Here is a 16637-nt window from a genome sequence, read left to right as displayed (position 1 = left end):
CCTGTGATTAAAAAATCCAATTCCAAATAGTGAATAGACCAACAATGGTAGAAAAGAGAAGGGAAGCAAGCAATGCTAGACAGCCAAAAGGAACTAGCTTATCTTGCCATGTTTCTTTATAATCATAAATTAGCTCCTCTGCTACTTTCATCTGCACGGAAGATAACGGTTGAGCTTTATACAAACCTTTTAAATGGTTAGAATCGCCTTTAAACTTTAAAGCACGTGCAATATGATGAGGATTATTTCCCATTGATTTTTCAAATAATAAACATGATTCATGTATAATATCTGTTTTATGCTTCTCTAGATACCAGTAACGTCCAGCCATTTCTGGATATTGTAATTTATAATAAATATCTCCGAGTTGTTTTCGAAGATGTAATTCATTTGGGTATGTAAAGATGAGGCCATGCAATCTATCTCTTGCTTTTCCAAGATTATTCTTTTCAATATCCTCTTCAATTCTTTTTAATGTTTTTCTAGGGATTTTATTGGTCATAAACTCCTCCTTATTTTGGATAGAGATAATTATATTTTATAAGAAATACTAAAAATTAGAAATTCTATTTTCAAAAAAGATTGTACATTTTATTTTAAGTATGCTATGATAGTGTCAGTTGAATAGTTAAATTAAGCAATCCATATATTATCAAGTGCTGAAAACGAACGAGAAAAAGTATGTGAGAACTAGTTTATGTTTCGTATTTGATAATGTGTGGATTCTTTTTTTAGATAGGAAAACTAAAAATTAAAAAAAATGTATTTTCTTAGGAGGAAATAATCATGGCAGTAACAGGACAAGTAAAATGGTTTAACAACGAAAAAGGCTTCGGTTTCATCGAAGTTCCAGGCGAAAACGACGTATTCGTACACTTCTCTGCAATCGAAACTGAAGGTTTCAAATCTCTAGAAGAAGGTCAAAAAGTTAGCTTCGAAATCGAAGAAGGTAACCGTGGACCTCAAGCTAAAAACGTAATCAAACTATAATTTTATAGTTTATTATGGAAAAAGGATGGCAGCTGCCATCCTTTTTTTGTTGTGGAGAAAGTCTTTCCATCTTAAAATTCGGCGGGAGACCAACTCCCTGTTAACGCCCAATTGTTGAGGGCTGATTAAAGTTTCACTTTATAAATAAGAAAGTATTAAGTTTATTTGTTCTTAATTTTTTCTTTACAATTCATTTTTTATCCCGCGTTAACGGGCAGTAAGACCCCCACCTCAAAATTCAGTGGAAGCAAAGAAGTTAGGTGGGGGATCAACTGTCCGTAAAAGTCCGATTGGTTCAACTAATAATCAGTGGGGGATGAACAAAACCCCCACTGATTAAAGGTTCACTTTATTTGTTGTTCTGTCTACATCTGAAATGGGTAAATCTGCGCCATATAGGTTTTGAGTAACATCTTTTTTGTTAGCATTGTTGTTAGAAGTTTGTTCGTCTTGAGATGATGTTTCTAACATTTGTTCTTGCTCCTTACTAGAGGTATTCAGAGCATCTGATGGGACGCTATTAATCTGTTGTCTTAATAGACTTTTTTTCTCCATACTATACAGCTCCTTTTTGGAATTAGATAAAAAACTAATGTAATCATAAATAATTACTTACATATTTTGTGTTTTGAAGTGGAATTATATACAAAACTTATATTGCAGATTTAACGAGTTAAAAAGTTGCTAGTGATGTATAAAGTTGAAGTTCTTAATAAAAAATAAAAACGGGTAACATGTGCAAGTATTTTTAATGTAGTCGATAATTTTTTATCATATTTTTACTATGTAATAATATTAAAAATAAAGGGGATATAGAGACACTTGGAAGAAAATATGAAGAAGAGTAAAAGGCTTTCCAAAATAGAAAGCCTTTTACTCTTCTTTTTCAACTTTTTTCTTCGCGCGTTTCTTACATTCAGAGCATTTTGATTTACGAAAAGGCTTTGCAAAAAATAATAGAATGAAAAATAAAGCGAATATAATGCTAGCTGAGTTTTTCACGATTACGATGTTGTTATTTTTCATGTGAATCGTTGGTTGCATTTCTTTTTCTTCCATAGCGGACCTCCATATATTGGATTTTTATTTTAATTATAGCAAAGTTAATTGTCTTAATGATGCGAAATGAGGAAGTAGTTGTAAATATTTATAGTTAGTATAAATAGATTTTGTATAGGTTTATCATCATAAAAACAATATATTTTTATTTTATAATTTAAAAGATGTTTGACAAATAATAAAGTATTGTAAAAAAGCGGAATCTGTAAGCCATTTCCTTTTCATAGATGCTAAAATTATACATGCAGCTGCTAATATAAATAGAAAAAAGGAGATAGTGGAATATGGAAAGTAAAGTAGAACGCTACGTCGAAAACTATGTTGTAAATAAAAATACAATGGCCTTACTTCCTGTAATTCTCAGTGAAAAGAAAATTGTTACGCGAGTTGTTGAGGTGCAAGACTCTTTTTTCGTATTTCAAAAACCTCTAGATATTATAGAAAGAAGTTGTCGCAAGCATGGTTCTAGTTTCTTAGGCAGAAAAGAAGGAACGAAAGAGTTAACTCATATTACACATAAAGCACCAATTGCAATTAGTCCGACCGATCAACTTTATTTTTTCCCTACCTATTCGTATTCTAGAAAAGAGTGCGCGTGGTTATCTCATTTTTATATTGAAAGCAATAAAGAATTAAAAGATGGAAACATTATTATTAGATTTATAAATGGCTTTGCGGTGAAGTTAGAGATATCGAAAACTAGTTTTGAAAATCAACAAAATCGTACTGCGAAATTGCGAACGGAGTATGAAGATCGTAGGAAAAAACAAGGGAATCCTTGTTTTAAAGAGGTTGATCAAAGGGATGAATCAACATTAAGACCAGCTTATGAGAAAGTGTATTTTGTTAGAGAAGAGGATCTGTAAAAAGGGATTTTAGAAGTAGTTTAAAATATAGTATGGGGTCTTTTAATATATGCGTCTTTCCGAAAAAAGTATTTCGGAAAGACGCATATATTTTTCGGGAGAATATATATTTTTTTATAATATAATATTAAAAGAGATTATGTCGATTTCAAATTATAGAATTAAAAAATAGAAAGTGGGTATTAATTATGAAAAAAGTTAATTATAATTTATATTTCAAGTATATGACTTCTAGCTTTGTTGTATTAGTAGTGGCGCTGCCTACACTGCGTAATATGTTATGGCCATAAACAAATGCAGTTCTGAAAAGGAGTTATATTGATAACTCCTTTTTTTGTTGTATACTCGGCAAGATTTCTTATTCTGGGAGGGTTTTGATGAAAAATATCCATAGTTATAAAAAAGAAATAAATTTTATACTTATTTCTTTTTTATTAGTAGTTTATTTTTCGACTATTATTGTTAAATATCCAATGCTGGGAATTGAAGTAGAGAAGATAGATGGAAATTATCAAATAGTAGATTTGGATGATGATAAATGGGCTGCAAAACAAGGAATTAAGAGGGGAGATATTATAAAGAATTTAGATAGAGAACCCCCGGAATTCAATTCATCTGTAAGCATGTTTTCTAGAGTGGAAAAGGTACAAACTATTCATGTTCAACAAGGTGAAACTGAAAGGAAATATAATGTAATGTATGAAAAGGGTGATAAACAATTTACATATCATTTGTTTATGCCGTTGTTATATTACTTAATATTTATTAGTAGTTGTCTATTTATAATAATTTATAACGGTAGAAAAAATAATGATTGGTCTAACTACTTGTTGCAATTCCTTACATTGTTTAGCCTGACATATATTAGCTCAATTGCCTATGGGAGAATGGATGTATTAGGTATGATTGTTATGTCAAGTAGCTTCAATTACTCCCTAGTGTTATTCCTATTATTTTTAAATGCGTATTTTAACAATAGGAATAAGAGGATTATCAATGCTAAAACCCTTAATTTTCTGCAAAAAACTGTAATTATTCTATTAATATCAACGAATGCACTGCGATTTTTTTATAATAGATTAGGTTCATTAATAAACGGAATTACCTTTTTAATATTGTTATTTACTATAATGTTTCTCTTAGTGCGCTTTATTTTTCGGAATAAACAAAATGTAAAATTGGAGTTTATTAAAGCTATTATTATTAGTTTTTTGATTTCTTTAATACCGTTTATATTCTTTTTTGTTATTCCCAGCTTATTTTTAGGGGAAGAATTAATAGAATTTGAAATATCTATAATATTTTTCTTATTCATTCCAACTTATTTTTTTTATTTATTGATTTCAAGGGATTTATTTGATGTGAATTTTATCATTAGTAGATTTAAATATTACTTATTTATATCATTGATTGTTTCAGGATTAATATTGATAATGGAAATAATTGTTTTTGATAAGAAGTTTGAGTTGGAAAATGTATTAGATTTTATTCAAGTAAATATTGTTACTTTTATTTTTATTATTGTGAGTTATTATTTTAAAGACTATTTAGATTTTAAGTTTCGTAAGGTCTTATATGACCATAAGAAAATTTATTCAAATAGTTTAAATAGATTTCTTCATCAAATGAAAAGTGAGTACAAACAATCTGATTTAATAAAAGTAATTAAACGAGAGTTTATAGACGTATTAGCGATAAAGGAAATAATTTTTCTACAAATTAATAATGCCAACCAAGAAATAGAACCTATTGAGGGAAAAGTGTCGCTAAATTATGAGGTATTAAAAAAAGTAAAGTGGTGCGAATTCACAGTAGGATCCGTGATATGGATAGAAGGATATTTTATCGTTGTGGTTTCAGATTTAAATGCAAGTAAAGTAGTATTAATTTGTGATAGAGAGAGTTTAAGTATTGACGAGATTTTATGGTTGGAAACAATTTCAAATTATATCCATTTGCAATTTGAAGCTGCCAAAAATTTAGAAGATTTTATGGATGAAATATCTCGTGAAAATTCAGAAAAAGAGTATGTCAATCGATTTGCTCGTTTATCTGTAATGATAAGTGAAAAGGAGCGAGGGGATTTGTCTCGGGATATTCACGATGGCGTTTTACAAGATCAGTTACGTTTGTATCGAAAAATGGAAGGATATAAAGAATTATTTGTAGATGAAAAAGTAGTAGAAGTATTAGATGAAATCAAAGAGGAATTAATGGATCAAATATATATTGTTCGAGAAACATGCAACAATTTAAGACCTCCATTTCTAAAGGAGTTAGGTTTGCAACAATCACTTCAGCGATTGTTTAAAAAGATAAGTTTCGAGGCGAATTTTCATTTGAATTATGACATTCAAGAAAAGTTTAATATGAGAAATTTAGAGTATGAAAATGCTATATATAGAATTATACAAGAGTTGTTAAATAACGCATTAAAGCATTCGCAAGCTTCTGTTGTATATCTATATGTGTTCGAGGAAGCGGAATCGATTTATCTTGTATATAAAGATGACGGTATCGGAATGAAGATAAGTGCAATAACTGAATCCTATACAACCATGGGAATATCAGGGGTTGTTACTAGGGTAAAAAGCTTAAATGGGGAAATACAAATAAACTCGAATATAGGTCAAGGATTAGAGATAGATATTAAATTTAATTAAAGACTATATGTGATGTGCAAAAAATTGTTAATAGGAGGATGGAAATGATAGAGGTTCTTATTATAGATGACCATATGGCTGTTGGAATGGGAACAAAGGCACTCATAGAAACAGAAGATATTTGTGCAGATGTTTTGTTTGACAGTGCTGAATATTTAAGTTGTATTACTAAAAAAAAATATGATGTTTATTTAGTGGATTTATTTATGCCTAATTTAAATGGGTTGGAAGTTACAAAGGGGATTTTAAAGCATGATCCGGATGCTGCTATAATAATTTATACAGGTTTTGACATAGAGCCGCATTTTAATCTACTTCTAGAAAATAATATTTCTGGAATTATCAGTAAAACTGCGTCTAAAGAACAGATGATAACTACGATTCGTTGTGCTAAACGAAAAGAAGTGGTTATTCCATTAGGCTTATTTAGGCAATTGCGAATTCAGCAGTTTTCAGCAAAATCAGTGTTACAATCTGAAAAAATAAATGAAATTCCTATTACTTTAACTCAAAGAGAGCGAGAAGTTTTAATTTTTGTACAGCAAGGAATGACTAATAAAAATATTGCAGTAACATTGAATTTAAGCCAACGCTCTATAGAATATACGTTAACGGAGCTATTTAATAAGTTAAGAGTATCTTCTAGGGTAGAGGCTGTAGAAAAAGCAAAGTCTCTGGGGATATTATCTAAAATTAATTTGTGATATATGTAATAAAAGATCAAAAATTTAGTTTGTTGAAATAACCTTCAATCACTTCTTTTTCTTGTTTTCCTACAAGTTTACTTTTTCATTCCCTTTATTATGATGTAGAAAAGTAAATTTGTATTTTTCCGAAACTTGTATTTCGGAAAAATACAATAAACTCTTCGTATGAAACTTACATTGTTTTTAATATAGTTATGTATAGAAACCAAGATGAAGTAACTTGGTAAATATTAAAAACGACGTTATGTCAGTTTAATAGGGGGAAATTGTGATGAAAAAGAAACTATTTAAAGGTACAGCGTTAATGCTCTCAGCTGCAATTTTAGGTGGAAGTCTAGCAAATACAACTTCTGTAAGTGCGGCAGAAATTAATCCACCAACTTATTCATTAGAAGAGAAGGCTGAAATGGACAAAGCATTTAAGGTGTTAAGTGTTATTGAATCAATTCCTGATAGTGTATTAGCAGAAGGTAGTGATTCTGTAAATCAGTGGATGGCGGAAAATAATTATGATGGCTTATTCCAAGTTATGGATGCTATTGAGAATGATGAAGCTGTAGCATATGGGGTGGCAGGTTGTGTTTCAGCTGTCGGGTTTGCATTAGTTTCTAATGTATTCTCAATTACTAAGCTTACAAAAATTAAAAGTGCATTACAAGCACTAGGTGGGGCAAAAACATTTGTGAATAAATTGATTCCAGCATATAATGCAGCTAGAGCTAGTGGACAAAGTAAAAAAGCAGCCGCAACTTCTGCAGTGAAAAAAGCAGCAAGTGCAGCAGGACCAGAAGCTAAACAAGCGTTGCTAGATTTCTTTGCTTTAGGAAGTATTTATTCTGCTTGTTTTGAATAATGATATAGGAGTGAAATATGACTATCATCAGTACGATTTTCTTCTTTAGTTTTTCAGTGTTTTTTGTAATTCGTTACTTAAAATTAAAAAAGATATACGATTTATTAATGATATTTGTAGGTTTGTATGCAGGGCTTATAAATATGAAATTAATGAGTTTAAGTACAACGGTATCATATGTTTTAGATACCATAGTTATTGTTCTAGTGATTATTTCTGTAATTCTTTTTCTTAAGGATAAAAAGAATTATTAAATTTTATTATTAAGATTATATTGAAGTTCAAAAAGAGTTTGACCCAAAAGTAGCTGAATAGCTACTCGGGTCAAACTCTTTTTTATTTATAGGGTGTATTGTTGATATAAAATAGCATTATGCACAGCAAATTTATTTTTGAAAAATACTGATTGTCACTATGTATATCATTCCTTTCTAAATATTGTCGAATATTGATAGATTATCATAGCATAATAATGAAGGAATTCTCATGAAAGATATGGAAACTTAATAATTACATCTCCATATGTCGTATCTACCATTTCCTCTTTCATATAGGCAATGATACAGTAGAGGTAGTACTTAGAGTAAAGGGGTAAAGTGTAGAATGGATTTTCAGACAATCAAAGAGTATTTTTCACCAGAAAATATGGATCATATTGTTGAAAGCTATAAAGCGTTCGGACCACTTCTTGGTATTGGGCTACCGATGATAGAGGCGCTAATTCCAGCATTGCCACTTATCGTATTTGTACTGGCGAATGCTGTTGCATTTGGATTTTGGCTCGGTTTTCTTTATTCTTGGCTTGGATCAGTAATGGGTGCCTTACTTGTTTTTTTCATAATCCGCCATTTTGGCCGAAGTCGTTTCTTTTCTTTTGTGAATAAGCATGAGAAAGTACGAAAGGCAATGGGATGGATTGAAAGGAAAGGGTTCGCGCCGATTTTCGTCATCTTTTGTTTTCCGTTTACACCGTCTGCGCTTATAAATGTTGTCGCTGGTCTATCGCGCATTAGTGTAAAACAGTTTGGTCTTGCGCTCGCGTTCGGAAAGCTTGTGATGATTTTTATTTTAACGTATATCGGTCATGATTTAATGTCATTTATTCATAATCCGGTGAAATCAGTCATTGTAGCGATTGGTATTTTTATTTTATGGTATGTCGGCAAGAAAATTGAAGTAAAGTTAGAACTGCATTAAGAATAAGTCTTCTTTGTAAAGGAAAGCTTCATTATTAAAGGATAAGGGGAGAAGCGGATGAAGAAAACTTTGAAAAAAGAAGGCATAGAGTGGATACGAACAATTTTAATTGGTGTATTATTAGCTGTATTTTTTCGAACGTTTTTCTTTTCAACGTATGTTGTAGAGGGGAAGTCAATGATGCCGACATTGCAAGATGGCAATATGCTCGTTGTAAATAAGGTGAGTTATCAAGTGGGGGACTTGAATAGGTTTGATGTTGTTGTATTTCATGCGAACAAAAAAGAGGACTACGTAAAACGAATTATCGGTTTACCTGGGGATCATATTGAATATAAGCATGATAAACTATATATAAACGGACAATTCGTGGATGAACCTTATCTAGAGAAATATAAGAAAGAGATAAATGGACGACAACTAACAGGTGATTTTACGCTAGAAGAGTTAACGAAGGAAAAAACGGTGCCACCTGGATATATTTTTGTAGTAGGTGATAACCGCCTCGGGAGCTGGGATAGTAGACATTTTGGTTTTGTAAAAGCTGATACAGTTGTCGGTAAAGTTGATTTACGATATTGGCCAATTCAAGAGGTGCAAACGAATTTTTCAAAAGGTTGATATAATAGGTAGAAGTATAGAAAAAGACAAACTACTCCGTTTGTCTTTTTTCGTGTCCTATAATACAATTATAGTAGCAAACTAACGTTCGTTATGTAAGTGAAAGGTGGGGTTACATGTCACTTCGATTTGTGATTGGTAGAGCGGGAAGTGGAAAAAGTACACTTTGTTTACACGAAGTGCAAGAAGAGTTAAAGCAGCGCCCAAGAGGGGAAACAATATTATATCTTGTGCCAGAACAGATGACATTCCAAACGCAGCAGGCGTTAATTGGTAGTGAGGATGTTAGAGGTTCTATTCGGGCACAAGTTTTTAGTTTTTCACGATTAGCTTGGAAAGTATTGCAAGAAGTTGGCGGAGCGAGTCGTCTTCACATTGATGAAGCGGGCGTACATATGTTACTTCGTAAAATTGTAGAGTCTCGTAAAGATGGATTATCGGTATTCCAAAAAGCAGCGGAGCAAAATGGTTTCTTTGAACATCTTGGCAGTATGATTGCGGAGTTTAAACGATATAACGTGACGCCATCAAACGTATATGAAATGTGGCAACAATTAGATGCGCATAGTAGCAGTGCCGAACAAAAGCTATTAGCGAATAAAGTGTATGATTTACAGTTATTATATGATGATTTTGAACGTGCTTTAATCGGAAAGTACTTAGATTCAGAAGACTATCTGCAATTGCTAGTGGAAAAGCTTCCGCAGTCTGAATATGTAAAGGGAGCTGAAATTTATATAGATGGCTTCCATTCGTTTTCACCGCAAGAACTAGAAATTGTAAGACAGCTTATGATTTGCGGAGCGAGAGTGACAATCACGTTAACGCTAGATGAAAAAACGTTAGCGCAGCCAGTAAATGAACTAGATTTATTTTATGAAACGACGTTAACGTATGAAAAAATAAAACAAGTAGCGCGTGAAGAGAAGATAGAAATTGAAAAAACGATTCCACTTATGGAACAGCCGCGTTTTCATTCTCCGGCGTTAGCGCATTTAGAAGCTCATTATGAAGCGCGTCCGAATGAGAAATTTAACGGGGAAGCAAGTGTAACGATTCATACAGCCGCGAATTTACGAGCGGAAGTAGAAGGCGTTGCTCGTGAAATTCGTAGACTTGTGGCAGATGAAGACTATCGTTACCGAGATATTGCAGTTCTTCTTCGTAACGGAGAAAGTTATTACGATGTAATGCGGACTCTATTTACAGATTATAATATCCCGCACTTTATCGATGAAAAACGCCCGATGTCACATCATCCGTTAGTAGAATGCATTCGTTCTGCACTCGAGATTATTAGCGGGAATTGGCGTTATGATGCAGTATTTCGCTGCGTGAAAACAGAGCTTTTATATCCATTAGACGTAAGAAAAGAAACGATGCGCGAAGAGATGGATGAGTTTGAAAACTACTGTTTAGCATACGGTGTACAAGGGAAAAGATGGACTTCTGAGGATCCATGGATGTATCGCCGCTATCGTTCTCTTGACGATACGAACGGGATGATTACAGACAGCGAACGTGAAATGGAAGAGAAAATAAATCGATTGCGTGACGTTGTAAGAACGCCCGTTATTCGTATGCAAAAAAGACTGAAGCGTGCGGGAACGGTTATGCAAATGTGCGAAGCTGTTTACTTATTTTTAGAAGAGCTTGACGTTCCGAAAAAATTAGAAGCATTACGTATTCGTGCAGAAGAGAGCGGAGATTTCTTATTTGCGACAGATCATGAACAAGTATGGGAAGAAGTAATGAGTCTTCTTGATACGTTTGTTGAGATGCTTGGCGAAGAAAAAATGTCACTTTCTATGTTCACAGACGTTATGTCGACAGGTCTTGAGGCGCTTCAATTCGCAAACATTCCGCCGTCATTAGACCAAGTGTTAATTGCGAATATTGATCGTTCTAGATTATCAAATGTGAAAGCAACATTCGTCATTGGAGTGAATGAAGGTGTGATTCCAGCAGCACCGATGGATGAAGGTATGCTTTCTGATGAAGAAAGAGATGTTCTTAGCGCTGCAGGTATTGAACTCGCACCAACGACGAGACAAACTTTATTAGAAGAACAGTTTGTTATGTACCAAATGGTAACGAGAGCAACTGAGAAATTATACATTTCATGCCCGCTTGCAGATGAGGAAGGAAAGACGTTACTTGCTTCTAGCTTTATTAAGAAAATAAAAAGAATGTTCCCTGATGTGAAAGATACATTTATTACGAACGACGTAAATGATTTATCACGTTCGGAACAAATTTCATACGTAGCAACACCAGAAGTAACGTTGTCATATGTTATGCAGCAACTTCAAACGTGGAAGCGATATGGATTTGAAGGCAACTTAGACTTTTGGTGGGATGTATATAATTTCTACGTTACTTCAGATGAATGGAAGCAAAAAAGTAGCCGCGTATTATCAAGCTTATTCTACCGAAATCGTGCGCAAAAGCTAAGTACAGCTGTAAGTAGAGATTTATACGGAGACAAAATAAAAGGAAGCGTTTCTCGTATGGAATTATTTAATCGTTGTGCGTACGCTCATTTCGCGCAACACGGTTTATCGTTAAGAGAGCGTGATATTTTCAAACTGGATGCGCCAGATATTGGGGAACTATTCCATGCAGCACTGAAGAGAATTGCGGACAGGCTATTACGTGAAAACCGTACTTGGGCGGATTTATCAATAAAAGAGTGTGAGCATCTTTCTGCTGTAGTAATAGAAGAGATTGCACCGTTATTACAAAGACAAATTTTATTAAGTTCAAACCGTCATTTCTATTTAAAACAAAAACTACAACAAATCATTTTCCGTACGTCAATCATTCTTCGTGAACATGCGAAGTCTAGCGGTTTCGTACCAGTTGATTTAGAAGTGCCATTTGGTATGGGCGGTACAGGATCGCTTCCGCCAATGGAATTCTCATTACCAAATGGTGTGAAGATGGAAGTAGTTGGCCGTATTGACCGTGTTGATAAGGCAGAAGATGAAAACGGAACATTCCTACGTATTATTGACTATAAATCAAGCTCAAAAGCGTTAGACTTAACGGAAGTGTATTACGGATTAGCACTTCAAATGTTAACGTATTTAGATGTTGTTACTTCAAATGCGCATACGTGGATGAAAAAAGGCGGCACGGCATCACCAGCTGGTGTATTGTATTTCCACATTCATAACCCAATTGTGGAGGTAAAAGGTGACGCATCTGAAGCAGAAATTGAAAAGGAAATTTTAAAGAAATTCAAAATGAAAGGTCTCGTACTAGGAGATGCTGACGTTGTTCGTTTAATGGATAATAAACTTTCAACAGGAAGCTCTGATATTATTTCTGCTGGTCTGAAAAAAGACGGTAGTTTTAGTGCGCGTTCAAGTATTGCAAGTGAACAAGAGTTTAACGTCCTGCAAAAATACGTACACCATACGTTTGAAAATATCGGAAAAGACATTACAGAAGGCGTTATCGATATTGCTCCTTACAAAAAGGGGAATAAAGCGGCGTGTACGTTCTGTAACTTCAAATCTGTTTGCCAGTTCGATGAATCACTTGAAGATAACCAGTTCCGTACGTTAAAAGATATGAAAGATAGTGAAGCGATGGAGAAAATTAGAGAGGAGGTTGGCGGAGAATGATGGAAAATTGGCCTAAAAAACCAGAAGGTAGTCAATGGACAGATGACCAGTGGAAAGCCGTTGTAGCGAACGGACGTGATATTTTAGTCGCGGCAGCAGCTGGTTCAGGGAAAACAGCAGTATTAGTTGAACGTATTATTAAAAAGATTATAAATGAAGAAAATCCAGTCGATGTCGACCGCCTGCTCGTTGTAACATTTACGAATGCAGCGGCGCAAGAGATGAAAAACAGAATTGGGGAAGCGTTAGAAAAAGTATTAATTGATGAGCCTGGCTCTCAGCACATCCGAAAGCAGCTGAGCTTATTAAATAAAGCTTCCATTTCAACGATCCATTCCTTTTGTTTACAAGTTATTAGAGGATACTATTACATGCTTGATGTTGATCCTCGTTTCCGCATAGCGAATCAAACAGAAAATGAACTATTAAAAGAAGAAGTGCTAGATGACATATTAGAAGAAGAGTATGGAATTGAAGATAATACGATATTCTTTGAACTTGTTGATCGTTATACGAGTGACCGTAGTGACGATGATTTACAACGTATGATTTTAGCGCTTCATACAGAATCAAGAGCACATCCAAATCCGGAAAAATGGCTTGATAAATTAGTAGAAGCATACGATGTGGAAGGAAAGACAATTGAAGATTTAGTGTACGCTTCCTACTTATTAGAAGATGTGAAATTCCAACTTGAAACAGCGGAACAGCATATTCGGAAAGCAACGGAACTCGCAATGCTTCCTGACGGTCCAGCGCCTCGTGTTGAAACACTGCAAGCGGATTTAGCTTTACTTGGAACGTTATCATCAGCTGCTCGTGAGTCATGGACAAGCGTGTATGAAGCGATGCAAAACGTATCGTGGCAAACGTTAAAGCGTATTAAGAAAAGTGATTACAACGAGGATGTTGTGAAACAAGTAGACTCTCTTCGTAATAAAGCGAAAGATGAAGTGAAGAAATTACAAGAAGAGCTATTTAGTCGCAAACCTGAAAGTTTCTTACGAGATTTTCAAGATATGCATCCTGTATTAGAAAAACTAGTACAGCTTGTAAAAGTATTTACAGAACGTTTCCAAGCGATGAAGCGAGATAAAGGAATGGTCGATTTCACAGATTTAGAGCATTTCTGTTTACAAATTTTAAGCGAACAAAGTGAAGAAGGTGAAATGAAGCCATCAGCTGTAGCACTTCAATATCGTAATAAATTTGCTGAAGTATTAGTCGATGAATATCAAGATACGAACTTCGTACAAGAATCGATTATTAAATTCGTAACGAAAGATTCTGAGAGTGAAGGAAACTTGTTCATGGTAGGTGACGTGAAGCAGTCGATCTATCGTTTCCGACTAGCAGAACCAGGATTATTCTTAGGAAAGTATAAACGCTTCACGCAAGAAGGATTAGGCGGCGGAATGAAGATTGATTTAGCGAAAAACTTCCGTAGTCGTCATGAAGTGTTAGCGGGTACGAACTTCATCTTCAAACAAATTATGGGCGAAGAAGTTGGGGAAATTGATTACGATGCTGATGCTGAATTAAAGCTAGGTGCTAGTTATCCAGAAGGTGAAGATGTAACGGCTGAGCTATTATGTATTCAGCAAACGGAAGAAGAGGTAATAGACGGAGAAGAAGGTGCGGAAGTAGAAAAAGCGCAGCTTGAAGCTCGTCTTATGGCGCAGCGCATTAAAGCGATGGTCGATTCGGGTTATGAAGTGTATGATCGTAAAACGGATAGTATGCGCCCTGTACAATACCGCGACTTCGTTATTTTACTTCGCTCCATGCCGTGGGCACCGCAAATTATGGAAGAGTTAAAGCTGCAAGGAATTCCAGTATACGCTGATCTTGCGACTGGTTACTTTGAAGCGACAGAAGTAAATATTATGATGAACGTATTCCGCGTGATCGATAATCCGATGCAAGATATTCCGCTTGCAGCAGTACTTCGTTCACCAATCGTTGGATTAAATGATGAAGAACTTGCAACGCTTCGTGCTCATGGGAAGAAAGGCTCGTTTTATGAAGTAATGAGCTCCTTCTTAAAAGGGGCACCGCTTGAAGAAGAAAAAGAACTACATGACAAATTAGAATGGTTCTACAACTTACTGCAAGGGTGGCGTGAATTCGCGCGCCAACAGTCTCTTTCTGATTTAATTTGGAAAGTGTACGGTGAGACAGGTTATTATGACTTTGTCGGTGGTTTACCAGCTGGAAAGCAAAGGCAAGCAAACCTGCGTGTACTATATGACCGCGCAAGACAATATGAAGCAACATCGTTTAGAGGACTATTCCGCTTCTTACGCTTTATTGAGCGTATTTTAGAACGCGGTGATGATATGGGTACGGCGAGAGCTTTAGGTGAACAAGAAGATGTCGTTCGCATTATGACAATTCATAAAAGTAAAGGACTTGAGTTCCCAGTCGTATTCGTAGCTGGACTAGGTCGCCGCTTTAATACACAAGATTTAATGAAACGTTTCTTACTGCATAAAGACTTCGGTTTTGGTTCGCAATTTATTGATCCTCGAAAACGAATTAAATATACGACATTATCGCAACTTGCGATTAAGCGTAAAATGAAAATGGAATTAATCGCGGAAGAAATGCGTGTATTATACGTAGCGTTAACACGTGCAAAAGAGAAGTTAATTTTAATTGGAACGGTTAAGGATGCAAATAAAGAAATGGAAAAATGGCTGGATGCGAGGGAGCATAGTGAATGGTTATTACCAGATCATATACGTGCCGGAGCGTCTTGTTATTTAGACTGGATTGCACCTTCCTTATATAGACATCGTGATAGTGAAATACTTCTTGAATTAGGACAAGGGAGCATTCCAGATGAAATTTATGGATACGACACGAGCTGGAAAGTAGAAGTTGTTGACGGTAACACGTTACTCGCGCCAGAACCCGTTCAAGAAGAGAAACAAGAATTATTAGAAGCACTTCGTGAGAAAAAAGCTGTTCCCCTGCAAAGTGAACGAAAAGAAGAAGTGTATGATAGATTAATGTGGAAGTACGGATATGAGGAAGCAACATCTCATCGTGCGAAACAGTCTGTTACAGAAATAAAGAGAAATTATCAATCTGAAGAAGGTAGCGATAACGCCTTTATTAAAAAATTACGTGCACCAATTCAAACACGTCCTCGTTTTATGGAGAAAAAGGGATTAACATACGCAGAGCGCGGAACAGCAGTACATGCCGTTATGCAGCATGTTGATTTGAAGAAGCCGATTACAGAAGAAGTGATTCGGGAGCAAATTGCTGGAATGGTAAATAAAGAATTATTAACATTCGAGCAGGCGGAAGAAATTGCAATTGAAAAAGTGATTTCATTCTTTGACAGTGACCTAGGTAAAAGGGTATTAGCGGCGAAAAGTGTTGAGCGTGAAGTACCATTTACGATGATGCTTGCAGCAGAAGAAGCATATCAAGATTGGCAAGGGAAGAGCGGGGAATCCATTCTTGTCCAAGGGGTTATTGACTGCATGATTGAAGAGGAAGATGGTATTACGTTAATCGACTTCAAAACGGATACGATTGCAGGGAAATTCCCAGGCGGATTTGATCAAGCGAAACCAATTTTAGAAGAGCGATATAAAGTGCAACTTTCGTTATATGCAAAAGCGCTCGAGAAAAGCTTACAACACCCTGTGAAAGAGAAATGTTTATACTTCTTTGATGGTAATCATGTTGTAAAAATCGAAGAATAGAGGAACTTGAAAATGGCAACAGAAAAAACGTTAAGAACGTGTGAAAAAGGACATGAATACTACAAAAGTAGCGATTGTCCAACTTGCCCAACCTGTGAGAACGAGAGAGCGCCGAAAGAAGGTTTTCTCGCTCTTCTTTCAGCACCAGCAAGAAGGGCGCTAGAACATCATGGAATTTACACTGTAGAAAAACTCTCAAAGTATAGTGAGAAAGAAATTTTAAAATTGCATGGTATGGGACCTGCGTCGATGCCAAAGCTTAGAAAGGCTTTGGAAGAGAGTGGTTTATCATTTAAATAAAATGAAACAGTAAACAGTGGAGATTTT

General features: G+C 35.0%; 13 protein-coding genes. 10 read left to right on the top strand and 3 right to left on the bottom strand.

Going from position 1 to position 16637, the window contains the following annotated elements; all coding sequences use genetic code 11:
* Nucleotides 1-7: 7 nt before the first annotated feature.
* A complete protein-coding gene (locus tag PDK19_RS20605; protein WP_270707930.1) occupies nucleotides 8-502 on the bottom strand; it encodes a DUF6584 family protein in 495 nt (164 codons plus the stop codon).
* A gap of 284 nt (nucleotides 503-786) precedes the next feature.
* Here PDK19_RS20605 and cspA point away from each other — a divergent pair, with 284 nt between their 5' ends.
* Nucleotides 787-990, top strand: a complete 204-nt coding sequence (gene cspA, locus PDK19_RS20600) for an RNA chaperone/antiterminator CspA (protein ID WP_000301522.1) — start codon at nucleotides 787-789, stop codon at nucleotides 988-990.
* A gap of 336 nt (nucleotides 991-1326) precedes the next feature.
* Here the strand turns inward: cspA and PDK19_RS20595 are convergent, their stop codons facing one another.
* The gene (locus PDK19_RS20595) at nucleotides 1327-1545 is read right to left on the bottom strand and encodes a hypothetical protein (protein ID WP_049111297.1); all 219 of its coding nucleotides are present in this window, start codon (nucleotides 1543-1545) and stop codon (nucleotides 1327-1329) included.
* 318 nt (nucleotides 1546-1863) lie between these two features.
* Entirely contained in the window at nucleotides 1864-2049 is a 186-nt protein-coding gene (locus PDK19_RS20590) for a hypothetical protein (protein ID WP_000391433.1), read from the bottom strand.
* A 284-nt stretch (nucleotides 2050-2333) separates the two neighbouring features.
* On the opposite strand from PDK19_RS20590, the gene PDK19_RS20585 reads away from it, so the two are divergent.
* The 9 genes from PDK19_RS20585 (at nucleotide 2334) to PDK19_RS20545 (ending at nucleotide 16610) form a co-directional block, all read left to right on the top strand.
* Nucleotides 2334-2915, top strand: a complete 582-nt coding sequence (locus PDK19_RS20585; RefSeq protein WP_049111295.1) for a competence protein ComK — start codon at nucleotides 2334-2336, stop codon at nucleotides 2913-2915.
* A gap of 377 nt (nucleotides 2916-3292) precedes the next feature.
* The gene (locus PDK19_RS20580; protein WP_049122597.1) at nucleotides 3293-5578 is read left to right on the top strand and encodes a sensor histidine kinase; all 2286 of its coding nucleotides are present in this window, start codon (nucleotides 3293-3295) and stop codon (nucleotides 5576-5578) included.
* 44 nt (nucleotides 5579-5622) lie between these two features.
* Nucleotides 5623-6282 carry a response regulator transcription factor gene (locus PDK19_RS20575; protein ID WP_042874587.1) on the top strand — a complete coding sequence of 220 codons (660 nt, stop codon included), beginning with the start codon at nucleotides 5623-5625 and terminating at the stop codon, nucleotides 6280-6282.
* Nucleotides 6283-6556: 274 nt separating this feature from the next.
* Complete coding sequence (locus PDK19_RS20570; protein WP_049110949.1) at nucleotides 6557-7138, top strand: hypothetical protein; 582 nt, start codon at nucleotides 6557-6559, stop codon at nucleotides 7136-7138.
* 603 nt (nucleotides 7139-7741) lie between these two features.
* On the top strand, nucleotides 7742-8335 hold the full coding sequence (locus PDK19_RS20565) for a TVP38/TMEM64 family protein (protein WP_000347516.1): 594 nt from the start codon (nucleotides 7742-7744) through the stop codon (nucleotides 8333-8335).
* A 57-nt stretch (nucleotides 8336-8392) separates the two neighbouring features.
* Entirely contained in the window at nucleotides 8393-8956 is a 564-nt protein-coding gene (gene lepB / locus PDK19_RS20560) for a signal peptidase I (RefSeq protein WP_000751900.1), read from the top strand.
* A gap of 116 nt (nucleotides 8957-9072) precedes the next feature.
* Nucleotides 9073-12588, top strand: coding sequence for a helicase-exonuclease AddAB subunit AddB (addB, locus tag PDK19_RS20555; RefSeq protein ID WP_000058555.1), 3516 nt, complete (start codon nucleotides 9073-9075; stop codon nucleotides 12586-12588).
* Entirely contained in the window at nucleotides 12585-16310 is a 3726-nt protein-coding gene (gene addA, locus PDK19_RS20550; RefSeq protein WP_000970455.1) for a helicase-exonuclease AddAB subunit AddA, read from the top strand. Before addB ends, addA begins: the two co-directional genes overlap by 4 nt.
* Nucleotides 16311-16322: 12 nt before the next feature.
* Entirely contained in the window at nucleotides 16323-16610 is a 288-nt protein-coding gene (locus PDK19_RS20545; protein ID WP_000179961.1) for an RNA polymerase alpha subunit C-terminal domain-containing protein, read from the top strand.
* The last annotated feature ends 27 nt before the right edge of the window (nucleotides 16611-16637 follow it).

This window comes from Bacillus cereus group sp. BcHK124, from assembly GCF_027712065.1.
Taxonomy (GTDB): Bacteria; Bacillota; Bacilli; order Bacillales; family Bacillaceae_G; genus Bacillus_A; species Bacillus_A pacificus.
Note: the sequence above shows the minus strand (reverse complement) of the source record. Positions and strands in the feature narration are given on the sequence as shown.

Coding starts and splice junctions, on each gene's coding strand:
- PDK19_RS20605 (WP_270707930.1), bottom strand. CDS start 502: ATGACCAATAAAATCCCTAGAAAAACATTAAAAAGAATTGAAGAGGAT.
- PDK19_RS20545 (WP_000179961.1), top strand. CDS start 16,323: ATGGCAACAGAAAAAACGTTAAGAACGTGTGAAAAAGGACATGAATAC.
- PDK19_RS20595 (WP_049111297.1), bottom strand. CDS start 1,545: ATGGAGAAAAAAAGTCTATTAAGACAACAGATTAATAGCGTCCCATCA.
- PDK19_RS20565 (WP_000347516.1), top strand. CDS start 7,742: ATGGATTTTCAGACAATCAAAGAGTATTTTTCACCAGAAAATATGGAT.
- PDK19_RS20580 (WP_049122597.1), top strand. CDS start 3,293: ATGAAAAATATCCATAGTTATAAAAAAGAAATAAATTTTATACTTATT.
- addB (WP_000058555.1), top strand. CDS start 9,073: ATGTCACTTCGATTTGTGATTGGTAGAGCGGGAAGTGGAAAAAGTACA.
- PDK19_RS20570 (WP_049110949.1), top strand. CDS start 6,557: ATGAAAAAGAAACTATTTAAAGGTACAGCGTTAATGCTCTCAGCTGCA.
- PDK19_RS20585 (WP_049111295.1), top strand. CDS start 2,334: ATGGAAAGTAAAGTAGAACGCTACGTCGAAAACTATGTTGTAAATAAA.
- cspA (WP_000301522.1), top strand. CDS start 787: ATGGCAGTAACAGGACAAGTAAAATGGTTTAACAACGAAAAAGGCTTC.
- addA (WP_000970455.1), top strand. CDS start 12,585: ATGATGGAAAATTGGCCTAAAAAACCAGAAGGTAGTCAATGGACAGAT.
- lepB (WP_000751900.1), top strand. CDS start 8,393: ATGAAGAAAACTTTGAAAAAAGAAGGCATAGAGTGGATACGAACAATT.
- PDK19_RS20590 (WP_000391433.1), bottom strand. CDS start 2,049: ATGGAAGAAAAAGAAATGCAACCAACGATTCACATGAAAAATAACAAC.
- PDK19_RS20575 (WP_042874587.1), top strand. CDS start 5,623: ATGATAGAGGTTCTTATTATAGATGACCATATGGCTGTTGGAATGGGA.